The organism is Priestia sp. BR_2, from assembly GCF_041954005.1.
Taxonomy (GTDB): domain Bacteria; phylum Bacillota; class Bacilli; order Paenibacillales; family Paenibacillaceae; genus Paenibacillus_AQ; species Paenibacillus_AQ lautus_A.
Genome location: NZ_JAVFHM010000188.1, coordinates 455,433 through 475,933 on the forward strand (window position 1 = coordinate 455,433; position 20,501 = coordinate 475,933).

General features: G+C 49.5%; 20 protein-coding genes and 1 riboswitch. Of the genes, 15 read left to right on the forward strand and 5 right to left on the reverse strand.

Annotation, left to right across the window (positions count from 1 at the left end; genetic code table 11):
• Nucleotides 1-60 precede the first annotated feature (60 nt).
• The 3 genes from RB298_RS12370 (at nt 61) to RB298_RS12380 (ending at nt 2,762) form a co-directional block, all read left to right on the forward strand.
• The gene (locus RB298_RS12370) at nt 61-864 is read left to right on the forward strand and encodes a DUF6597 domain-containing transcriptional factor (RefSeq protein WP_486047254.1); all 804 of its coding nucleotides are present in this window, start codon (nt 61-63) and stop codon (nt 862-864) included.
• A 113-nt stretch (nt 865-977) separates the two neighbouring features.
• Nucleotides 978-1,403 (forward strand): VOC family protein, encoded by a 426-nt coding sequence (locus RB298_RS12375; protein ID WP_009593736.1) that lies wholly within the window; start codon nt 978-980, stop codon nt 1,401-1,403.
• Nucleotides 1,404-1,435: 32 nt separating this feature from the next.
• Nucleotides 1,436-1,535: riboswitch (purine riboswitch) on the forward strand.
• A gap of 63 nt (nt 1,536-1,598) precedes the next feature.
• Nucleotides 1,599-2,762 (forward strand): MFS transporter, encoded by a 1,164-nt coding sequence (locus RB298_RS12380; protein ID WP_277746148.1) that lies wholly within the window; start codon nt 1,599-1,601, stop codon nt 2,760-2,762.
• A 141-nt stretch (nt 2,763-2,903) separates the two neighbouring features.
• Here RB298_RS12380 and RB298_RS12385 read toward each other — a convergent pair whose 3' ends face one another.
• Nucleotides 2,904-3,908, reverse strand: coding sequence for a substrate-binding domain-containing protein (locus RB298_RS12385; RefSeq protein WP_486047199.1), 1,005 nt, complete (start codon nt 3,906-3,908; stop codon nt 2,904-2,906).
• A gap of 138 nt (nt 3,909-4,046) precedes the next feature.
• A complete protein-coding gene (locus RB298_RS12390; protein WP_486047200.1) occupies nt 4,047-5,246 on the reverse strand; it encodes an AGE family epimerase/isomerase in 1,200 nt (399 codons plus the stop codon).
• Between the two features lie 255 nt (nt 5,247-5,501).
• Here RB298_RS12390 and RB298_RS12395 point away from each other — a divergent pair, with 255 nt between their 5' ends.
• From RB298_RS12395 to RB298_RS12420, 6 genes are all read left to right on the forward strand, one after another.
• Nucleotides 5,502-6,482 (forward strand): glycoside hydrolase family 5 protein, encoded by a 981-nt coding sequence (locus RB298_RS12395; RefSeq protein WP_486047201.1) that lies wholly within the window; start codon nt 5,502-5,504, stop codon nt 6,480-6,482.
• Nucleotides 6,483-6,986: 504 nt separating this feature from the next.
• Entirely contained in the window at nt 6,987-7,529 is a 543-nt protein-coding gene (locus RB298_RS12400) for a MarR family winged helix-turn-helix transcriptional regulator (RefSeq protein ID WP_486047202.1), read from the forward strand.
• A 27-nt stretch (nt 7,530-7,556) separates the two neighbouring features.
• Complete coding sequence (locus RB298_RS12405; protein WP_486047203.1) at nt 7,557-9,011, forward strand: aryl-sulfate sulfotransferase; 1,455 nt, start codon at nt 7,557-7,559, stop codon at nt 9,009-9,011.
• A complete protein-coding gene (locus RB298_RS12410) occupies nt 9,004-10,014 on the forward strand; it encodes an ABC transporter substrate-binding protein (RefSeq protein WP_452515494.1) in 1,011 nt (336 codons plus the stop codon). Before RB298_RS12405 ends, RB298_RS12410 begins: the two co-directional genes overlap by 8 nt.
• A 13-nt stretch (nt 10,015-10,027) precedes the next feature.
• A complete protein-coding gene (locus RB298_RS12415; protein WP_486047204.1) occupies nt 10,028-10,804 on the forward strand; it encodes an ABC transporter ATP-binding protein in 777 nt (258 codons plus the stop codon).
• Between the two features lie 15 nt (nt 10,805-10,819).
• Entirely contained in the window at nt 10,820-11,596 is a 777-nt protein-coding gene (locus RB298_RS12420) for an ABC transporter permease (RefSeq protein WP_090908666.1), read from the forward strand.
• 79 nt (nt 11,597-11,675) lie between these two features.
• Here RB298_RS12420 and RB298_RS12425 read toward each other — a convergent pair whose 3' ends face one another.
• Nucleotides 11,676-12,233, reverse strand: coding sequence for a helix-turn-helix domain-containing protein (locus tag RB298_RS12425; RefSeq protein ID WP_277746141.1), 558 nt, complete (start codon nt 12,231-12,233; stop codon nt 11,676-11,678).
• Nucleotides 12,234-12,361: 128 nt separating this feature from the next.
• On the opposite strand from RB298_RS12425, the gene RB298_RS12430 reads away from it, so the two are divergent.
• Nucleotides 12,362-12,955 (forward strand): LysE family transporter, encoded by a 594-nt coding sequence (locus tag RB298_RS12430; protein ID WP_486047205.1) that lies wholly within the window; start codon nt 12,362-12,364, stop codon nt 12,953-12,955.
• Between the two features lie 82 nt (nt 12,956-13,037).
• On the opposite strand, the gene RB298_RS12435 is transcribed toward RB298_RS12430, so the two are convergent.
• Both RB298_RS12435 and RB298_RS12440 read right to left on the reverse strand, forming a co-directional pair.
• On the reverse strand, nt 13,038-13,970 hold the full coding sequence (locus RB298_RS12435) for an L-lactate dehydrogenase (RefSeq protein ID WP_096774118.1): 933 nt from the start codon (nt 13,968-13,970) through the stop codon (nt 13,038-13,040).
• Between the two features lie 257 nt (nt 13,971-14,227).
• Nucleotides 14,228-14,752 carry a thioredoxin family protein gene (locus tag RB298_RS12440; RefSeq protein WP_486047206.1) on the reverse strand — a complete coding sequence of 175 codons (525 nt, stop codon included), beginning with the start codon at nt 14,750-14,752 and terminating at the stop codon, nt 14,228-14,230.
• Between the two features lie 257 nt (nt 14,753-15,009).
• Between RB298_RS12440 and pdxR the strand changes: the two genes are divergently transcribed.
• The 5 genes from pdxR to hprK all read left to right on the forward strand — a co-directional run bounded on the left by pdxR (nt 15,010) and on the right by hprK (nt 20,454).
• Nucleotides 15,010-16,434, forward strand: a complete 1,425-nt coding sequence (pdxR, locus tag RB298_RS12445; RefSeq protein ID WP_486047207.1) for a MocR-like pyridoxine biosynthesis transcription factor PdxR — start codon at nt 15,010-15,012, stop codon at nt 16,432-16,434.
• 108 nt (nt 16,435-16,542) lie between these two features.
• Nucleotides 16,543-17,418 (forward strand): arylamine N-acetyltransferase family protein, encoded by an 876-nt coding sequence (locus RB298_RS12450; RefSeq protein WP_486047208.1) that lies wholly within the window; start codon nt 16,543-16,545, stop codon nt 17,416-17,418.
• Nucleotides 17,419-17,594: 176 nt separating this feature from the next.
• Nucleotides 17,595-17,924 (forward strand): chaperone CsaA, encoded by a 330-nt coding sequence (gene csaA, locus RB298_RS12455; RefSeq protein ID WP_486047209.1) that lies wholly within the window; start codon nt 17,595-17,597, stop codon nt 17,922-17,924.
• A 126-nt stretch (nt 17,925-18,050) separates the two neighbouring features.
• Nucleotides 18,051-19,424, forward strand: coding sequence for a hypothetical protein (locus RB298_RS12460; RefSeq protein WP_486047210.1), 1,374 nt, complete (start codon nt 18,051-18,053; stop codon nt 19,422-19,424).
• A 112-nt stretch (nt 19,425-19,536) separates the two neighbouring features.
• On the forward strand, nt 19,537-20,454 hold the full coding sequence (hprK, locus tag RB298_RS12465; protein WP_009593767.1) for an HPr(Ser) kinase/phosphatase: 918 nt from the start codon (nt 19,537-19,539) through the stop codon (nt 20,452-20,454).
• The last annotated feature ends 47 nt before the right edge of the window (nt 20,455-20,501 follow it).

Below are 20,501 nucleotides of genomic sequence, written 5' to 3' on the forward strand. Positions count from 1 at the left end.
TTCTTATCAAGTTGTTTGTTAATTCAAGCATAATTAAGGGTGAGCGCATTGCGGAATTTTATGCCTGTACAAGCACCGGTCATAGAGATTCAATCTCCTGTTTCAGAATATGCCTATACGGAATATAGGCCGTGCCAGCCATTGATGCCATATGTAGCCTGTTATTGGAGCTTGGAATACCGAGTCACGTCCATTCAAGCTCCGCTCCATCGCATCCTTCCCGACGGCTGCGTGGATATCATATTTAATTTGAAGGCACGGACCGCTTCGGCTTCCGGTTTCGTTACGGGCCTGATGTCCCGTTATGAAGCGGCGATACTCACGCAGGAGCAGTCTCTGTTCGGTATTCGCTTCTATGCGGAAACCGTTCGTCCGTTCATCCAATTTCCCGCTTCCGAATTTCGTGAGGGTCCCGTCCTCTTGGATGAAGCGTGGGGTGCAGAGGTGAATCACTTGAACGAAGAAATGGTGACAGCTCTCGACTCCGCCCGGCGCATCGAGCTGATTGAGACTTTTTTATTCAACGCGTTAAGACGGAGTAACATTCGCTCTGAACCGCTGGTGGAGCAAGGCATGCAGCATTTATACGCCTCCAAGGGGAGAATAACGATTCATGCTCTGGCCGAAAAAATGAATTACAGCGAGAGAAACATAAGAAGAGCATTTCAGAAGGAATTGGGCATGAAGCCGAAGGAAATGACGGACATCATACGATTCCAGAATTTGCTGCAGGAGATGCGCCGTTCCAAGCCTAACCGGTTTCCTGAAATCGCTGCCCAATACGGATATTATGATCAGCCTCATTTTATTAACACCTTCAAACGCTTATACGGCATGTCGCCGAAGCAGGCTTTTCAACCATAAATTTTGTATGCTTGGCGGCGGCAAGGTTTGTCCGTTTTTTACAATCTTTCATTCCGGTGTTGAACGACAATGGGGTAGAAGTAACAATGATGATGTACAGGAGGTAACGTAAAATGAGAGCAAGCATATCCGTACTTACGATTGGCGTTGATGACCTGGAACGGTCCCTGAAGTTTTATCGTGACGGGCTCGGGCTCCCGACCGAAGGAATCATTGGCACTGAATTCGAGCATGGGGCTGTAGCATTTTTTGACTTGCAAGCCGGTGTGAAGCTGGCGATATGGAATCGCAAGGATCTGTCGGTTGAAGCGAATGTTCCCTTATCGTCCCCGAGTTCTTCGGAATTCACGATCGGCCACAACGTCGGCAGCAAGGAAGAAGTGGATGAGGTGATGGAGCAAGCCAGTAGAGCGGGCGCTACCGTAACCGTACCGGCACAAGACACCTTTTGGGGAGGCTATTCCGGTCATTTTCTCGATCCGGACGGACATTTGTGGGAGATTTGCTGGAATCCTGCATGGGAGGTTGATCTTTCGTAACGGATGTGATAAATTAATCAACGATTGTTGTGCAACTGAATATTTTATTTGAATGTATAACCTCATTAATATGGTCTGAGGGTCTCTACCAGGAACCGTAAAATCCTGATTACAGAAAATGTTTGTCATTTTTTGTAGTCAGGATTTTTTTGTTGATTATAAACATGACATCGAAGAAAGGGGATTTCATTCCAGATGAATCTGAAAGTATTAATTCTAGCGATTTCGACGATATCCGTCGGGCTGGTTGAACTTATTGTTGGCGGGATACTGCCGCTCATTGCGGACGACTTGCATATTTCGCTCGGTACGGCGGGTCAGCTGATTACCGTGTTCGCCCTGGTCTATGCGATAGCGGGACCGGTGCTTCTTGCGCTGACGGCAAGAGTGGAGCGCAAACGGCTTTACCTGATTTCCTTGTTTATTTTCTTTATTGGTAACTTGCTGGCTTATGTAAGTCCGAACTTTACGCTGCTCATGGCAGCCAGAATCTTAACCGCGATGAGTACGGCATTGATTATCGTGTTATCTTTGACGATTACCGCCAAGGTGGTTGAGCCTGCACATCGCGCTAAAGCCTTGGGCGTTATCTATATGGGGATTAGTTCGTCATTGGTGCTAGGCGTGCCGCTCGGCATCCTGATCAGCGAGGCTTTCGGATGGCGGGTGTTGTTCCTGGGTATCGGCTTCCTGTCGATCGGTTCCATGATTTTGATCTATATGTTCCTGGACCGGATCAAGCCTGAAAATGTTACGCCGTTATCCGTTCAGATCAAGGCGCTGGGCAAGATGAAAATCGCCGGTGCGCATCTGGCCACCTTGTTCATGCTTGCAGGGCATTACACCATATATGCGTACTTCACGCCGTTTCTTGAATCGGAGCTTGGGCTGAGCCCTTATTGGATCAGCATCTGTTACTTCCTGTTCGGACTATCCGCCGTCGGCGGCGGGGCGTTCGGCGGCGCGCTTGCGGATCGGCTCGGATCGCATAAGAGCATCGTGATCATCATTACGTCATTCATGCTGGTATTGTTCGTGCTTCCGTTATCCACATTTTCGATTGGCGTGTTTTTAATCGTGATGATGATATGGGGGGCATTGAGCTGGAGCCTGGCTCCGCCTCTGCAGAATTATCTGATTCAAGTGGATCCGGGTTCGTCCGATATCCAGCAAAGTTTTAACAATTCCGCGCTGCAAATCGGCATTGCATTGGGCTCTGCCATTGGAGGCCTCGTGTTAGAGAAGGGAGGCACCGTAGCCAGCACGGCCTGGGTCGGCGGGGGGATCGTCATCGTGTCCCTGGTTTGTGCCGTTTATTCTTTGACGAGACCTGCGCTAACGTGGAAGACAAGCAAATAAATAGCCGTAAATTTTTAACGAATTTAAAAGACAGCCGCATCCATGCAGCTGTCTTTTCTTTTGCAATCGTTTTGTACATCGTGCGCACTGCTCCCTGTGTGCACGATGCGTGGTTCGGGGCATGCTTGATGGTGGGAGGGTTTACATCTTGGCGACGGAAGAACGATAGATGATCTTGCCCTTCACCACAATTCTGCCGAATTTGGTATCAGGGGTGCTGATTTTGCTTAAGATGGACTGGATCGACGTTTGAGCCAGCTGCTTCATATTGACTTCAACCGTCGTCAGGTGCGGCACGGTCAGCGTAGCGTAGATATCGTTGTCAAAACCGACGACGGAGCAGTCGTCGGGAATGCGGTAACCCATGCCTTGCAATTTCTGCACAACCAAATAGGCGACCTGATCGCAATTACATACGAAAGCTGTTGGCAATTCATCCGGTATCTCGATGTCGAGATAATTGCCGTGCTCATTCCGATCGTTGATTACCCAGTCCTGCCGAAGCGAGATATGATGCTCCAGCAGCGATTTATAGTAACCCAGGAACCGATCCTGAATGCTGCTTGTGGCATGCAAGCTGCCCACATAGGCAATGGTGCGATGTCCTTGCCGGATCAGGTAATTGGTAAGTTCATAGGCACCGTAAAAATTATCCGAAACCACCGCATCAATATCCGAATGGTCATCGTAGAAGTCCAGAAACAGAATCGGCGGTTCGATGGCGTGCATGATCTCGATGTAAGGTTTGCTGATCTGTCCCAGCAGAATGAATCCGTCCACTTTGCGATCATAATAGATGCGCGGCAGCTGCAAGGCCTGTTCATCCGAGCTGCTTAAAATATGAAGTATGCCGTAATACCCGTAGTCTTCCAATCCCTTGGAGATTTCTTGATAGACGCGAAGATAGAACGATTGGTCGGGTCCGGTAAAACGTTCGGGAATGATGACGCCGATGTTGTAAGTCAGCCCTTCGCGCATGGACCTGGCAACGGTGTTCACCCGATAGCCCATTTCGCTGGCGATGGCTTTGATTCTTGCCTTTAACTCGTCGCTTACGCCTTCCTTGTCGTTCAGGGCTTTCGAGACGGTCACCGTGCTGACGCCAACTTGCTCCGCGATGTCCTTCATCGTTATGTTTTTGTTCATCGCGTTTGTCTCCTTTTATCTACAGTCGAAGTAGACCATCTGTCCGAGTATGTATGCAATCATTCCATGATCCAAGTACAGTATACCTGCTCGTCTGAGACAAATAAAGGCGAAGGCGCATTTCTGATTGTTATTCTGTTAGAGCTTGCTGCTTACAAGTTCGATTCGATTTAAGATTTCCAAGCAAAATCGACTGTTATGATACGGACATTTCCATGGTCCGGCCATCTCGTGCTGATCCGGCCGTCCGTTCTCATTGACGGACCAAAACCATTCGCTGCCCGGGCGGGAATCGATAATATTTTTTTTCGTATAATTCCACATTCTGAAGACCTGTTCAAGAAATTGAATATCTCCCGTACGCTGATAGGCATTGAAAAAACCGACCATAGCCTCAGCCTGGACCCACCAGATTCTGGAGGTATCCAGACGTGAGCCTTCTTGCTCATTCATGAGCGAACCATCCTGCTGCACGGCCCGTTCAGAAACGGCATACGCCAAGTCCAGAACCATGCGCTTATAATCCGGATTCGTGCTTCCGATGATCTCAAGCGCCTCATCCATCAACCAGTTGGCCTCGATATCATGGCCAAATGAAGTGACATCCACGAGCGGGTTCCAATCCTTGTCAAAAAACACCCCTAAACGTCTCCGATCAGCATCGAAAATATGATGGTACAGAATGGACAGCAGGTTATGAAGCGATTCTCGGACCACCGCCTCGGGCCATGCCCGATAAAGCGTGGAGTAAGCTTCCAGGACGTGAATATGCGTATTCATCGTGATATGCGCGACCACGCCGTTGCCGCTAAGCATTTCGTTGGGCTGCTCGTTCCACTCCCGGTCGAACTCTTCCTTGTAGGCCTGCCGTTTCGCATCATACCCCTTACTCTCGATCAGACGGTACAGCTCTTTGGCCAGATCCAATGCCTCTTGGTTCCCGGAAGCGCGGTGGTATTCGCTTAATGCATATACGCCGAAAGCTTGATTGTAGATATGTTTCCTCGTATCTGTCGGGACTCCCTTGTAATCCACCATCCAATACAGTCCGCCATATTGGCGATCAATGAGGTGGCGCGCGAGAAATTGAAAGGCATGCCTGGCATGCGATGCGTAGATTTCGTGCCCCGTCGTCCGATAGGCTGCGCTAAAGCTCCATAAAATTCTTGAACAGGTAATCCCGCCTTTGGCTGCTTGTTCATCAATCTTTAAATCGGCGTTCACTTGGCCGTAAAACCCGCCGTTGGTTTCGTCCTTCAATCCTCCCCAAAAAGGCAGGATATGCTCCAGCCATTCTTTTCGGATTTCAGAACCCAGGGTATGTAAAGTCATTGTCATATAAAGCCTCCGTTATTAAGTTATCGTTAACCTTAGAAAATATTTTAAGAAAGAGTATCGTTCGATGTCAACGAAATCTTTTACACGCAACATTATTATAAACATATATACACCATTGACAGGTGAAGGTGAGGCATATAAAATTCGAATTATTACTTAAACGATTACCTAAATAATCTAATCACTTCGGTTTTGTTTCATCAGCTAGTGTCGAGGCTAGAAATCAAATGATATGAATCCAGAGGGAGGAAGATGATGTTGATATGGATGCAGGGATGGAAGTCTATTCTAGTCGCGATCCTGGCGTTTGTGTCAGTAGGCGGTGGGCTTCCTAGTCCAGAAGCAGCCACAGGATTTTATGTAAACGGTACCAAGCTGTATGATTCAACGGGCAAGGCCTTTGTGATGAGGGGTGTAAATCATCCCCACACCTGGTACAAGAATGATCTGAACGCGGCTATTCCGGCTATCGCGCAAACGGGAGCCAATACCGTACGAGTCGTCTTGTCGAACGGGGCGCAATGGACCAAGGATGACCTGAACGCCGTCAACAGTATCATCTCGCTGGTGTCGCAGCATCAAATGATAGCCGTTCTGGAGGTGCATGATGCGACAGGCAAAGATGAGTATGCTTCCCTTGAAGCGGCCGTCGACTATTGGATCAGCATCAAAGGGGCATTGATCGGAAAAGAAGACCGCGTCATCGTCAATATTGCTAATGAATGCTATGGAAATTGGAACAGCAGCGGATGGGCCGATGGTTATAAGCAGGCCATTCCCAAATTAAGAAACGCGGGCATTAAGAATACGTTGATCGTTGATGCAGCGGGATGGGGGCAATACCCGCAATCCATCGTGGATGAGGGGGCCGCGGTATTTGCTTCCGATCAACTGAAGAATACGGTATTCTCCATCCATATGTATGAGTATGCCGGTAAGGATGCCGCTACGGTGAAAACGAATATGGACGATGTTTTAAACAAAGGATTGCCTTTAATCATTGGGGAGTTCGGCGGCTATCATCAAGGTGCCGATGTCGATGAGATTGCTATTATGAAGTACGGACAGCAGAAGGAAGTAGGCTGGCTGGCTTGGTCCTGGTACGGAAACAGCCCGGAGCTGAACGATTTGGATCTGGCTGCAGGGCCAAGCGGAAACCTGACCGGCTGGGGAAACACGGTGGTTCATGGAACCGACGGGATTCAGCAAACCTCCAAGAAAGCGGGCATTTATTAAAATCGGGTTAAGGTAGATGAGATTGCATGTTAACAGCAAGCTCAAACATATGGATGCATGCAGGCTGTCGAGGAACCGTCTCGACGGCTTTTTTCTATAGGATTTTCTGAATCGACATACAGCCTATTCTTGCATCCTCTTCGAGACCTATCGACAAAGAAGAGGAACAACCTTTATGCGATATCAATATGCTTGGCTTTGGAGAAACCTGCATCTAGTGCGGGGTTTTGTTTTGATGGTTTAAATAAATATTTAATTCCTACTTGACAGGTGGTATTAATTGGTTTAATCTAGCCACAAGCAAATTCATTCAGTCCTCATTAAATGATCATTCATTATCTTAGTATTGAACGATATATCAGCCGATTGGTCTACCAAAGGCTCCTGTTTACTCGATTTCGTTATTTTGACGGAAGGGGAAATGGGAGCCTTTCTGTATTTTCCGGACATCGTTACGGATTATGACTTGGAGTCTGAGGCTATCGTTCCACAGGAAGGAGCGGCATGGAAGAAACGGATTGGGCATTAATGGAAGAGGCGGATTGGCATTTTCGCAAAATGGTGCGGAGATTTGTCAAGGAGCGTGACAAAATCTCGATAGAAGGCGTATCGCTGCCAGGTTTGTTGATCCTGAACACCATATTGCGGGATGGGGAGCAGAAGCTTGGGGAGCTTGCGGAACAGCTCGATTTTACGTCCGGAGCGGTAACGGCCTTGTGCGATAAACTTGAGGTTTGCGGGTTCGCGGTAAGAAGACGGAGCGAGAGCGATCGGAGATCGATTGTGCTGGACATCACAGATGCTGGAAGAGAAATGGTGAAGCGTAACGAATACATAGGCTGGCGTTCGATCGAACGAATATTCGGAATATTCTCGCAGGAGGAGCTGCGGGATCTGATCCATTATTTTGAACGGTTGAACGATCATCTGGAGGGCTTCTCGGATTTCGTGCTTCGACCGCCCCGCCCATCTTTCGATATGCCGGCAGCAATTGATCATAGCAAACCAGGCTCACTGAAACGCTCGAACAAATTCATTTCTTACTAAAATTCATATTAGAAAGGAAGTTGAACGATGGGACATCCAACGATTTATCCAACGGGTACAACCGTATTTCAACCGGGGAAGGCGTGGAGCGGCTACACGATTTATCAAGCCGCGGATACCGGCGCCCTCCTGATTGACATGAACGGCAGGGAGGTTCACTTATGGAAAGGGCTTCGGGGATTTCCGAACAAGCTCTTTCCCGGAGGTTATGTGCTTGGGAGCACCTCAGAGCGCGATCCGAAGTACGGGTTTCAGGATGAAACCAATCTGGTACAGGTCGACTGGGAAGGCAATATCGTCTGGAAATTCGATCGTTATGAATACATAGAGGATCCGGGTCATCCGGCACAATGGATGGCTCGACAGCATCATGATTACCAGCGGGAGGGCAATCCCGTCGGTTATTATGTACCCGGGCAGGATCCGAAGGTAGGTTCCGGCAATACGCTTATTCTTGCTCACAAAAATGTGAAGCGTCCCGAAATTTCCGACATCGAACTGTTGGACGATACGATCATCGAAGTGGATTGGGAAGGCAATGTCATTTGGGAATGGGCGGTTAGCGATCACTTTGATGAACTCGGGTTTGATGAAGACGCGAAGCTAGCGTTATCCCGTGATCCGAATACCCGCGGCTTCGGAGCCCATGCCGGAGATTGGATGCATATTAACTCGGTATCTGTGCTTGGTCCTAACCGGTTTTATGATGCGGGGGACGAACGCTTCCATCCCGATAATATGATCTGGGATGCACGGGAAACGAACATTATTGCCATCATCGACAAAAAAACCGGGAACATTGTCTGGAAGCTTGGCCCTGACTATTCCACGGAAGAAACGAAGCATATTGGCTGGATTATCGGCCAGCATCATGCTCACCTCATACCGAAGGGACTTCCGGGCGAAGGCAATATTCTGATCTTCGACAACGGCGGCTGGGGCGGATACGGAAAGCCGAATCCGGAAGCGGCAGATGGCTTGAAAATAGCGCGGCGCGACCATTCGCGAATTCTGGAAATCAATCCCGTAACCTTAGAGATTGAATGGCAGTATACGCCCACGGAGGCCGGCTTTCAGGCTCCGCTGGACTCTTACCGCTTCTACAGTCCGTATATCAGCTCAGCACAGCGTCTGCCCAACGGCAACACCTTGATTACCGAAGGAGCCGACGGCCGAATATTCGAGGTGACAAGAGAATTTGAACTGGTATGGGAATATATTTCGCCATATAAAAATATCCGCAACTCCAATATGGTCTACCGCGCATACCGGGTTCCTTATGAATGGGTGCCACAGCTTGAATTGCCCATAGAGACCGAGATTGCTCCGCTTGATGTGGCAGATTACCGCCTGCCAGGTGCCGCACCGAGAGGTGCCGTTAGTACCGTGGAAGTAGAAGGCACGATCTCCTATGGGGAGGGGGCGTTATGCGTGGCCAGGACCGATGAAATAACGCAGAAAGAAAGGGATCGCGATGAGTAGACCTTATTTGAAACGATGGCATGCTTGGTTTCTGATATCGACGCTGGCAATGAGTTTGCTTAGCGGATGCGGTAAGGCCAGCGGTGACAGTCAAGAGAGTGAATTTCAATTGAAAATCGCCGATATTTCCACGAATGCGGTGTTTCGTATAGCTAAGAGCAAGGGAATCTTCGACAAACACGGGATTGATGCCGAGCTGGTGAACTTCGCAACGCCGGCCGAAGGCGTGAACTCCTTGTTTATTAAGCAGGTGGATGTTGCATTCGGTGCAGACTTCCCACTCCTGAATGCTGTCAGCAAAGGCGATTACTCTATATTCGCCTCAACCGGAACAGCCACGGATTTGAGCGCAAGCGAATGGAAACTGTTCGTCCGTAAAGAGATCGCCAGCGCTGCCGATCTCAAGGGCAAGAAATTGAGTTTCTCCAGAGGCACATTCATTCCCTATCTGTGGGATGTTTATCTCGCCGATAACGGGGTTGCATTGTCGGATGTGGAGCTGATCGGGCAAGGAGGCTTCGACGAGGCCTACGTGGCGCTGAAAAAAGGAGAAATTGACGCCGCATGGGTATATGGCGCAGTGCTGAACGAAAAGTTCGGTGCCCTTGCCGAAGCCAGAGAGCTATCGGATATGTCGAAGACGCCGGTAAGGCTTGGCACCGGTTTAATCGCTTCAAATGAATTAATCAACAGCAACAAGGAAGGATTCGTAGCGCTTCTGAAAGCGCTGGATGAAGCGTCGGCTTATGCCCAAGCCCATCCGGAGGAAACAGCGGATTTGATGTACGAAGAAGTCAAGCAGCCGAAGGAAGCGACCTTAAAAGATCTGCCGAAGAATCCATGGAGCATTGGATTTACGGACAAAGCCTATGCGGGATTGCGGGGACAGAAGGAATACATGGTCGCTAACGGTATCATCGAGAAGGATTTCGAGCTGAATGATAAATTGAATCTGGATTTGGTAAGAACAGCCTTCCCGGATCGAGTCATTGATTTGAAGTAAGGAGATGATGAAAATGAGAGCAGCGTCAAGGCAGAATGAAATCCATATTGAGCAGTTGAATAAAAGTTACACGCAGGCATCAGCAGGCGGTTTACATTATATCATCCAGGACGTCAACCTGGCGGTTAAAGGCGGGGAGTTCTTCGTCCTGCTGGGACCGAGCGGGTGCGGGAAGTCGACGCTGCTCAGTCTGATCGCCGGCTTCGTCTCCAAGACATCAGGTCAAGTAAGGGTAGGGGAAAAGGAAGTGGAGCGCCCCGGCCAGGATCGTGCCGTCGTATTTCAGCAAGCCGACTCATCCTTGTTTCCGTGGTTGACGGTTAGGGAGAATGTGGAGTTCGGCCTCCGCATGAAACGGATGCCAGCTGAGAAGAGAAGGGAGATATCCGGCGAATTTATTGAGCTCGTGGGCCTTGCGGGACATGAAAGCAAATATCCGCGCGAACTGTCTGGCGGCATGAAACAACGGGTACAGCTGGCACGGGTGTTGTCCAATGATCCCTCGATCCTGCTCATGGATGAACCGTTCGGCGCATTGGACGCGATGACAAGACGCACGATGCAAACGGAATTGGTCCGCATATGGCAGGATACGGACAAAACCGTCATCTTCGTGACGCACGATATTCAGGAGGCACTTCTGCTGGGAGGACGCATCGGCATTATGTCTGCAGGACCTTCCTCTAGAATAACGGATATCTATGAGGTGCCGCTTGCATACCCGAGAGATTTGTCAGACCCGGCCTTCCATGCCCTGTACAACCAAATCCAATCGCATTTTGACGAGTAGTGAGGAGGCGTTCCCGTGAGCAATCATCTTAAAAAATGGTCCCTGCATATCCTGTTATGGATGGTAGGACTTGGCGTCTGGCATCTGCTGTCCCTTGCGTATGGCCCGGAAATTCTGCCCGGTCCCGTCTATACGGCAAAGGGCGGATACGAATTGTTGACGGACGGCACCTTGATTCAATATATCGGAATCAGTTCGTACCGCGTGCTGCTTGGCTGGACGTTTGGCAGTCTGCTAGCGATCCCTGTCGGAATCATGATTGGGAAGGTCGGACCGATCCGTGCTTTCGCCGAGCCTTTCCTCAATTTCATTCGGTTCATTCCTCCGATTGCGTTCATAACCCTGTTTCTGGTCTGGTTCGGCATCGGGGAGACATCGAAGATCATGCTTATTCTGTATGCAACCTTCTTCATCGTGGTCTTGAATACGTTGACGGGCGTTTTATCCGTTGAGGAGGATAAGATCCGCTCCGCCCGCAGCATGGGGGCGTCCGAATGGCAGATTGTGCTGCATGTCGTCATTCCTGCAACCGTCCCTTTCATGTTCACCGGCATTCGGCTTGCCATGGGAACCTCGTTCATGGCGATTATCGGGGCCGAGATGATTGCATCCAATGAAGGCGTTGGTTATCTTATATGGAATTCACGATTGTTCTTCCGTACAGATTGGATATTTGTCGGCTTGATCTGCCTGGGGTTGATGGGATTCCTGACAGACCGGGCCGTGGGGCTGCTCGGCCGCAAGCTGCTGTCCCGGTATGGGGTGGTCAGCGCAAATTCGCTGCGTCGGTAAAACGTTAATAATACAACAGCATCAAAACAGCAACGGCACCCTTCATGAAAAGGGGGCCGTTGCTGTTCTTCCATCGACATCATGATCCGGAATAATGGATCACCATGCTTAACCGGTTCAGGGAATTACCCGAATTGTGATAGACATGTGGTTTGTCTGCCTTGAAGCGGATGGATTCACCTTGCTTTACCGTATATTCCTCATGATCGACACGAATGGTGACCTCACCATCGAAAACGGTAATAAACTCTTCCGTACCCTCGATATGGGCCTCTGCACTTAAATAACCGCCATGTTCCATTTCTAATGAATACATCTCGAAGCGCCGCCCGTCTTCATACGGGAAATACGGATAAATTCGAATGCGGCCGTTATCCTCAACCAGTGCCTGCACCTCTTCCCGTGATACCACGACGATACCGGAATGCGGCTCATTGATCAACGACGAAAAAGAAAGCTTTAATCCGTTGGCGATCTTCCATACGGTGGTTATGGAGGGGCTCGATTCCCCGCGTTCAATCTGACCCAGCATCGTCTTGCTGATGCCGGTCATTTCCGCGACTTTATCCAAACTCAGCTTTCTCTGCTCCCGGAGCATCTTTAAATTGTTCGCCAATATCAGATTGATGGGCTTCAAATGATGGTTCACCTCTATACTGTACATATTGTGCGTTATAACATACATAAAGTATAATGATAACGCACGGTCGCTATAACGACCCATTAGAATCACTATAACATACAAACAAGAAAGGAGTTAAGAGCTTGTTTATCCTTCCGCTGTTGACCTATGCCATTGTAGCTTCATTTACGCCCGGTCCCAACAACATTATTTCGATGACCAATGCACGAAGTTACGGTTTTCGAGCAACGATGCGCTTTATCGGCGGGGTTGCAACCGGGTGTTTGATCATCATGCTGCTGTCCAGCTACTTCAACTTGGCAATGTATCAATACATCCCGAAGATTCGATCGGTTATGAATATGATCGGTTTCCTGTATATGATTTATCTTGCCGTAAAAATCATGCGAAGCAGGCCGCAGGGGGATGCAGATGATAAGCCAGGCGGATTTAACAGCTTTACGTTCGGATTCATATTTCAATTCATGAATCCGAAGGTCATTTTATACGGGATTACAGCCGTATCGACCTTCGTGATGCCAATCGCAACAACCCATGTGCATCTGTTATTATTCTCGATACTGCTCACCATCGTTGGCATTTGCGCCAATATGACCTGGGCGCTATGCGGTTCGCTGTTCCAGAACCTGTTGTCCCGATATGAACGTACGTTTAATGTATTGATGGGGCTGCTTCTGATATACAGCGCATTCTCAATTTATGCAGCGAATGGATAGCAAGCGGGCCTCGTCGTGCACGGATGCCATACCAAATAAAACAAGGCTTTCCGGAACGTTCATCCGGAAAGCCTTGTTTGGGTTATTCGAAGATTTTGGAAATCTGTTCTTTCAGTTTGTTAGCGGAAGCATGGAATTGGGTCAATTCCTCGTCGTTAAACTCAAGGCTAAGAATTTCCCGCACGCCGGTGCGGTCAACCACGCAAGGCACCCCTAGATATACGTCGGACACGCCATGGTAGTCTGTAAGCAGCGTGGACACATTGAGAACGGAACCCTCGTTTTGCAAAATGGAGACGATGATCCGGTCAAGCGCCAATGCGATAGCATAGGAAGTGGAGCCTTTGGCGTTGATGATTTCATATGCGGCGTTCTTGGTACGATCAAAGATATCTTCCCTTTCCTCGTCCGTCAGATCGATCCCGATACCGGCAATGTTGGCGATGCTCCAGAGCGGCAGCTCGGAATCGCCGTGTTCGCCGACGATATGGGCGTGAATGCTGCGCGGATTGATGCCTTTGTTTTGCCCGATCAAATAACGGAAGCGGGCGCTGTCGAGCAGGGTACCGGAACCGATTACCCGATTAACCGGGAAGCCGCTCTTTTTCAATGTGACGTAAGACAGGATATCAACCGGATTCGTAGCCACGAGAATGATGCCGTGATCATTGTATTTCACGATATTTTGAATAATATCGTCAAATATGGCCGTATTCCGCTTCAATAAATCAATTCGCGTCTCGCCCGGTCTTTGGTTGGAGCCTGCGGCAATGACAATGATGTCTGCATCCTTGCAATCGCTGTAATCTCCAGCCCAAAGTTTCACCCCGCCGGCAAAAGGGAGGCCGTGGTTCATATCCAAGGCTTCGCCAAGAGCCTTGTCATGGTTGGCATCGATCAATACCAGTTCAGATACTCTTTCCCGCAAGAATAAGGTGTACGCAGTCGTTGCTCCTACAGCTCCTGTACCGATGATCACGACGCGGGACGGGCGCTGAGCTTCATTTTTTGTCATCCATGTTTCTCTCCCTTGCACTCAATTAATGAATTCCTATACATGGAAAGCTTCTAATTACTTACCCTAATAAGCAGTTGTATACACAACAACTCCATTAGGCGCTTTCGATAGTAATGATAACATATTCAGGAAGATTTAAGCAGTGGGAGTGTGATTTAAGTTACGTTCATGCTCACTATAGAAGGTTTTGATCGCACGTTACCTTGTATATGTCCTAGATGCCGATGTCGAACCGCAGTCAGTGCGATTCCATTTCATGCGAATGAAGTAAACCGCTCCTTTAGCTCCTGAAGCATGACCTTCCGGTAATCGTTCCCGTCATGGTAGAGTTCACCGATCCTTGTGTAGACCTGATCCAATTGTTCCTGATATGAATCGGCTTGTTTATCAGCGTGTTTTCTTTTGAACTCGTCCATGACGTATTGGATGTATGCCGGTCGTGCGCCCCATTGTCCAAGAACCGCGCCGGTTGCCGCATTAAGGAAGAGGGCGATCGGTTGAGCGCGGCCACCGCCCGTAAGAAAGAGATCCATCGTTTCCAGATGCTCTTCCATGATGAGCACTTCGGTCAGTATGCGGCTGTATTCCATTACCCGGAACAAGACGGGAACATTCCAGATCACATCCGGACACCAATCCGTACAGAGGATAAGGCAGTGCAGTTGGCCATGCTCGTTACGTTCAGCGAAGAACCGTTGAACTTCTTGGTCGTCCCATTGAAAGCGGTCATAGACTTGCCTAAACTGTTCCTTGGTGTTGGGGATTCGGCTCAGTTTCATTTCCAGGCTCCTCATGCCCTCCATAAATTGACGGGGGGATATGCCTTGCCCTATTTTGTGCCGAAGATGGATAAGCGTTGTCATTGGCTCATTCGTCCTTTCGTACTGAACGGGTAGTTTTAGTGTACATTCAGCCTATAGCTAGCTTAGAATATATTTGACCACATAGAAATGGTCACTTTGGAGCTGTTTATGCAAGTCAGATTGAATGGAATGTGGGTCGTGAATTTATATTAAAAAGCCTGAGGTGGTCCATTATGTTTGATATCCTTTTACCCGAGCAAAGCGAGTTTCCGTTATACCAGCAATTATACCTTCAACTTCGTGAGGGTATCCGAAACGGCGCCATTCCCGACGGACAACGATTGCCATCCGTGCGATCCCTCCAGCTTCAGCTTAATATAAGCAAGACGCCGATCGAGACGGCTTATCAGATGCTGACGGCAGAAGGGTATGTGATCAGTAAACCGAGGTCGGGGCTATACGTCATGAATCCCTACAAGGAATTCTCCTACTCCCAACAGCATCAACAGCCGCCCTCCATGACCACGATGCCGGTTATTCGTTCCCATGCGCATACCAATCCCAATGTCATCGATTTCAATCCAACCCGATTAGATCAAGCTGCCTTCCCGGTACGAATTTGGAATAAAATGCTCAAGGAAGCGCTGGACCACCATGTATGCGAGATCGGAGGGTATGGGGATCCACAAGGCGAATACGCCCTTCGGCGCGTGATTTCCGAATATTTGCGGAATTCCAGAGGGGTCAATTCGACGCCGGATCAAATAGTTATCGGTGCCGGAACGGCATATAGCATAGGTCTCCTCTCCAGGATGCTGAAAGGGATGAAGCATGTTGCCGTTGAGGAACCGGGTTACAGCCTGGTACGGGATCAATTTCAGCTGAATGGCTGCGAGATTCTTCCGATATCGCTTGGCGATAAGGGGATCTCGCTTGACCGATTGGAGCAAAGTCATGCAGAGCTCGTGTACGTAACGCCTTCTCACCAGTTCCCGACGGGAAGCATTATGCCGTATCCGGAGCGGGAACGATTGCTGGAGTGGGCGAATGCTAAACATGCATATATCATCGAGGATGATTACGACGGCGAGTTTCGCTATCAAGGCAAGCCGATTGCTTCGCTGCAAGGATTGGACGATAACGGACGGGTGATTTACGCCGGCACCTTCTCGAAAGTGCTCACCCCCGCACTGCGAATGAACTATCTGGTTCTTCCACAGGCACTGCAGCATCAGTTGACCCAAATGCAGCAGGAGGTGTTCTTTGCCCCATCGCGTGTGGAGCAGTGGGCCATGACCGCTTTTTTCGAACAGGGGCATTGGTTTCGCCATATTCGCAAAGTTCGTAACCTGTACAAGAAAAGACATCATCGGTTGATCGAGCTGATCGAGGCTCATCTTGGCAACTTTGTTGAAATTACGGGTCAGAATGCCGGACTTCACCTTCAACTGCTCGTCAAAAAGGAAGCTACCTCGGAGGAATTGATTCAGGAGGCTGCGAAAGCCGGCGTGAAAGTATACGACTTGCGGAAGACGTGGATAAATCAGCGTCAAGACGCTGGACAGTACCCGAGGATATACTTGGGATTTGCCAGCTTGAATGCGTCCGAAATGGAAACGGGCATTCGGCTGCTGCAAAAAGCCTGGAACATGAACTAACCACTCGGGACCCTCCTGTCTTTTATAACACCAACAAACTGACCATTCCATGCAGGTCAATTTGTTAGTTATGATAAGCTAAAAACAGGAGAAGGAGAGCAGGTATTTATGATCACGCATAGCGAGGTAAAGGCGTATTTGAACCGATTAGGAATATCCGAAATCAAGGCTCCGACAAAGGAATATTTATTCGAGCTGCATAAAGCGCACGTGGCAAGAATTCCTTGGCAGACCCTGGATATTTTTTCCGGGAAACCGACTCCCTTGGATATCCAAAATTCGGTGCAACTGCTGATCCATCAACGAAGCGGTTATTGTTTTCATTTGAATGGAGCTTTTACCGCTCTTCTTCGAGCCTTGGGGTATGCGGTTAGTTGGCATAAGGCCGGCGTACAGCCGTTAGGACAAGAGCCACGGATTAACGGCTTCCATCTTGGGTTAACGGTCAGCCTCATGAACGAAGAACTTGGGGAAGAAGAGTCTTGGCTTGTCGACGTCGGTCTCGGGGATATGCCATGGGAGCCGATTCCATTGAAATTCGGGAAATATGAACAGGGGCCGTTCACGTATGTGCTTGAGCCGTCCGGCATAACGGATCAGGGCTGGCGGTTGATTCATGATCCCCAATATTCCTATGTAGGGGTAGATTATGCGCCTGAGGTTGTAAACAGCTTGGAATTATTTAAAACAAATCATGAATTTTACAGCCGATCGCCGGAATCCCCATGGATGGATCTATTGGTTGTCAGGCAGCGGCACGATGTGGGCATGAACGAGCTTAAAGGCTGTATTTGGAGAAAATGGAACGGCAGCATGCTGGATACCGTAGAGGTCTCGTCGAAATCGGAGTGGTTCGAGATCCTGGCGGACGTATTTTACGAGCCGCTCGTCAACTACTCCACTTTAGAACGGGATCAGATTTGGGCAAAGGTGTGCAAGCATCATCAGAATTGGCTGAGGCTTGTGGAAGATCAACGATCTTAGAGGGGCCAGTCAGGCATCTCGTGTGACTCCTAAGCTGATCTCTCCTTCGTCATAGAACGATCTAAACCAATCTGTCTCTTGAATGCCTGCAACCCCAGGTGGTAAGATGGTACTTAAATTTCATGTCGCGAAGCACATGAACATGTTCCATAACCTACCTGTAAGGAGTTAAATGCATGGCAACCATCGATGATTTTACCAAGCTGGATATTCGCGTCGGGACGGTCGTGGAAGCAGAGCCCTTCCCGGAAGCGCGCGTTCCCGCCATTAAAATGAAGATTGATTTCGGCCTGCTCGGGATCAAGCGTACAAGTGCGCAGATTACGAAACGGTATGACGCGGATAGCGTTGTAGGAAAGCAAGTCGTGGCCATCGTCAATTTCCCGCCTAGACGCATTGCCGGCTATCAATCTGAGGTGCTTGTGCTCGGCGGCGTACCGGAGCAAGGGGACGTGGTGCTTCTGAAGCCGGATTTCGATCTGCCGAATGGAACGCCCATCGCTTAAGCTTATTCCATTTACCGATCCAAGCGTCGGTATTATGGTGAAGCTCTGCTCATAAATGCGTTCCGGGACGGTCGCCTAACCGTCCTCCTTTGAATATATCTGAAGTATCAGATGATTCAAGAGAGGATGTTGGCCTTGCAAACTGTTTCTCATGGTATCGTTCAACTGTGGATTGCCTACACATCGAACCGCGGCGGATCGTTCGACATATGGCTGTACCGCCCTCGGGACGGTTTTGATTTTCAACTTACTCAAGGGCTCGGCGCGGAATTTTCGGTTCCCTATTGGTCGCCCGACCGGAGGAGTATCGCATTCATCGGTATCGGCAATGTGGTCCATGTGCTGGATACCGTATCGTTCACTGTAGCCAGAATTGATCAAATCGAACCGTACACGCTGCTGGACTGGTCTCCCGATAGCCGGTCTTTGGCGTATGTCAAGAATGATCGGATCGTCATTTATGATACGGCCTCTCATCGAAGCTATTCCATCCCGGAGACCGGAGCAACGGACGCCCAATGGTTCCCTTCGGGCATGGAGCTTCTATTTGCGTCTCCTGATTCTGGCGGGGTTACGCAGCTCTACCGCATTCGGACCGATGGCACGGAACGGAGACAAATCACACGTCTAACGGACGGTCCGCTCCACGACGTTCGGATTTCCCCGGATGGAACCTTCGCGTTGTATACATCCCCTGGAGCAAGCATCTCCATGATTTCGACGGTGGATTTGGCAAACGGCACCATCTATGCATTGGAAGGCGGCCCACTCGCGAAAAACTATTTTCCCGCGTGGTCTCCTGATTCTAAAAGCATCGCTTACAGCGCAACAGCCTACAGCGAGCCAAATTACTATTCGCTCATCCAGATTGACAGCCGTACCGGTCAGGATCAAAGGACGGTTGCAGTTTCCAACTGTTTCGCCACGCCCGTCGATTGGTCGCCGGACGGTGCCAAAATCGCCTATTTGTCCGGGTGCACTGTTGAAGAATTCGCTAGTCAGCTTTGGATCGTCGATATCAGGGAACAGATGCCGATGCACGTCGTTAGCGGAGGCAGGATTACTGCCTTGCACTGGTCCCCAGGTGGCAGGAAGGTTCCGAAAAGCATGTTCACAAGCCTTGTATACCGGGTGTCCTTCCCGTATCCCGCAAATTGGCGGCCGGTCAGTGAAGAGAGATACGAGGGCTTCGACGGTTTCTTCCAGGTATCCGCGATTTCGTCTGGCGACCGGATTGCCGATGTATGCAGCTCCGAAGCTTTTCATCCATTAATGCCTTACGGTTCTTCTCCAAGGATTGTCCCTGCTATGATACAAAATCAAGAAGCGTGCTTCATTTATCCGTCAGCTGACCAGCCAACGGAGATGAATAACCAAGCAGCCCTTATTGTGAGATATCCGAGCCCTGTCCAAATTGGGGATATGTTCTACGCTTATTTCATCTTGTGGGCAGACGTTAACCATATCGGTCAAATCGGCGCGAGGCTGTCGTTCATCTAGCGTTTGAGCAATGAGTTGCAGGAAAGTACCCCTCGGCCGTTGAATATATCCGAATGCTGCAATAATGATCAGGCCTTTTCAGGAACACTTATAGCCGCAGGAGGAGAACAACATGAAGTCGATCACCGTTCAAAGTCTTACGGAGTTATTTCATTTGGAAGTGCTTGCAGGCGCCAATCGCATGGATCGAATGATTACCCGTCCGCAGACGCACAGACCGGGTCTGGAGTTCGTCGGGTATTTCGATTTTTTTCCGATGGAGCGAGTGCAGGTGCTCGGCCGTAAGGAGATTAACTATTTATTGACGCTTAGCATAGAAGAACGCAAACTGCATATCGGAAATATCGTCAAATATCATCCGCCGTGCTTTATTGTCACCTCAGGACAGCAGGAGATCCCTTATCTGACTCTATTCTGCAATCAGGAAGGCATACCGTTGTTGCGTACAACCGAGACGACAACGGAGTTTATTGCCAAGTTGAACAGTTATTTGGTGAAGACGCTGGCTCCGGAGATGTCGATCCATGCGGTGTGCGTGAATGTATCCGGCATTGGAATCCTGCTCCGGGGCAAATCCGGTATTGGCAAAAGCGAAACGGCCCACACCCTTATCCGGCGGGGCCACCGGTTTGTGGCGGACGATATCGTGGTGCTCAAAAAGCTGGGCCCTTCGACTCTTCTCGGAACGCATAATGAGACAACCCGGGAGTTTCTCGCGCTGCGAAGCATCGGGTTGATCAACGTGGTGCGTCAATACGGGCGCACGGCTTTTCAGGATGAGACGCGAATCGTGCTTGACATTGAATTGGTGCCTTGGCGTGAAAATTCCCTAAACAACGAGCTGGAGGCCGTGCCTCAATTTACGGAATATCTAGGCATCCAAATTCCTCATATCGAGGTTCAGCTTCAGCCGGGGCGCGACGTAGCCAGTCTGATCGAGGCGGCGGCCAACAATTGGTATCTTAAACAACTCGGCTACAGTGCGGCCGAAGACTTTATGAAACGAATCGAAAACGAGATGCAATCGTGAGGTTTAAACGACTTTCCGCCATCTGACAATAAAAAACTTACGGAAAC

What these genes read in the sequence shown, in the direction of transcription:
- RB298_RS12370 (WP_486047254.1), top strand. Translation starts at nt 61, where the DNA reads ATGCCTGTACAAGCACCGGTCATAGAGATTCAATCTCCTGTTTCAGAA.
- RB298_RS12375 (WP_009593736.1), top strand. Translation starts at nt 978, where the DNA reads ATGAGAGCAAGCATATCCGTACTTACGATTGGCGTTGATGACCTGGAA.
- RB298_RS12380 (WP_277746148.1), top strand. Translation starts at nt 1,599, where the DNA reads ATGAATCTGAAAGTATTAATTCTAGCGATTTCGACGATATCCGTCGGG.
- RB298_RS12385 (WP_486047199.1), bottom strand. Translation starts at nt 3,908, where the DNA reads ATGAACAAAAACATAACGATGAAGGACATCGCGGAGCAAGTTGGCGTC.
- RB298_RS12390 (WP_486047200.1), bottom strand. Translation starts at nt 5,246, where the DNA reads ATGACAATGACTTTACATACCCTGGGTTCTGAAATCCGAAAAGAATGG.
- RB298_RS12395 (WP_486047201.1), top strand. Translation starts at nt 5,502, where the DNA reads ATGTTGATATGGATGCAGGGATGGAAGTCTATTCTAGTCGCGATCCTG.
- RB298_RS12400 (WP_486047202.1), top strand. Translation starts at nt 6,987, where the DNA reads ATGGAAGAAACGGATTGGGCATTAATGGAAGAGGCGGATTGGCATTTT.
- RB298_RS12405 (WP_486047203.1), top strand. Translation starts at nt 7,557, where the DNA reads ATGGGACATCCAACGATTTATCCAACGGGTACAACCGTATTTCAACCG.
- RB298_RS12410 (WP_452515494.1), top strand. Translation starts at nt 9,004, where the DNA reads ATGAGTAGACCTTATTTGAAACGATGGCATGCTTGGTTTCTGATATCG.
- RB298_RS12415 (WP_486047204.1), top strand. Translation starts at nt 10,028, where the DNA reads ATGAGAGCAGCGTCAAGGCAGAATGAAATCCATATTGAGCAGTTGAAT.
- RB298_RS12435 (WP_096774118.1), bottom strand. Translation starts at nt 13,970, where the DNA reads ATGACAAAAAATGAAGCTCAGCGCCCGTCCCGCGTCGTGATCATCGGT.
- RB298_RS12440 (WP_486047206.1), bottom strand. Translation starts at nt 14,752, where the DNA reads ATGAAACTGAGCCGAATCCCCAACACCAAGGAACAGTTTAGGCAAGTC.
- pdxR (WP_486047207.1), top strand. Translation starts at nt 15,010, where the DNA reads ATGTTTGATATCCTTTTACCCGAGCAAAGCGAGTTTCCGTTATACCAG.
- RB298_RS12450 (WP_486047208.1), top strand. Translation starts at nt 16,543, where the DNA reads ATGATCACGCATAGCGAGGTAAAGGCGTATTTGAACCGATTAGGAATA.
- csaA (WP_486047209.1), top strand. Translation starts at nt 17,595, where the DNA reads ATGGCAACCATCGATGATTTTACCAAGCTGGATATTCGCGTCGGGACG.
- RB298_RS12460 (WP_486047210.1), top strand. Translation starts at nt 18,051, where the DNA reads ATGTTGGCCTTGCAAACTGTTTCTCATGGTATCGTTCAACTGTGGATT.
- hprK (WP_009593767.1), top strand. Translation starts at nt 19,537, where the DNA reads ATGAAGTCGATCACCGTTCAAAGTCTTACGGAGTTATTTCATTTGGAA.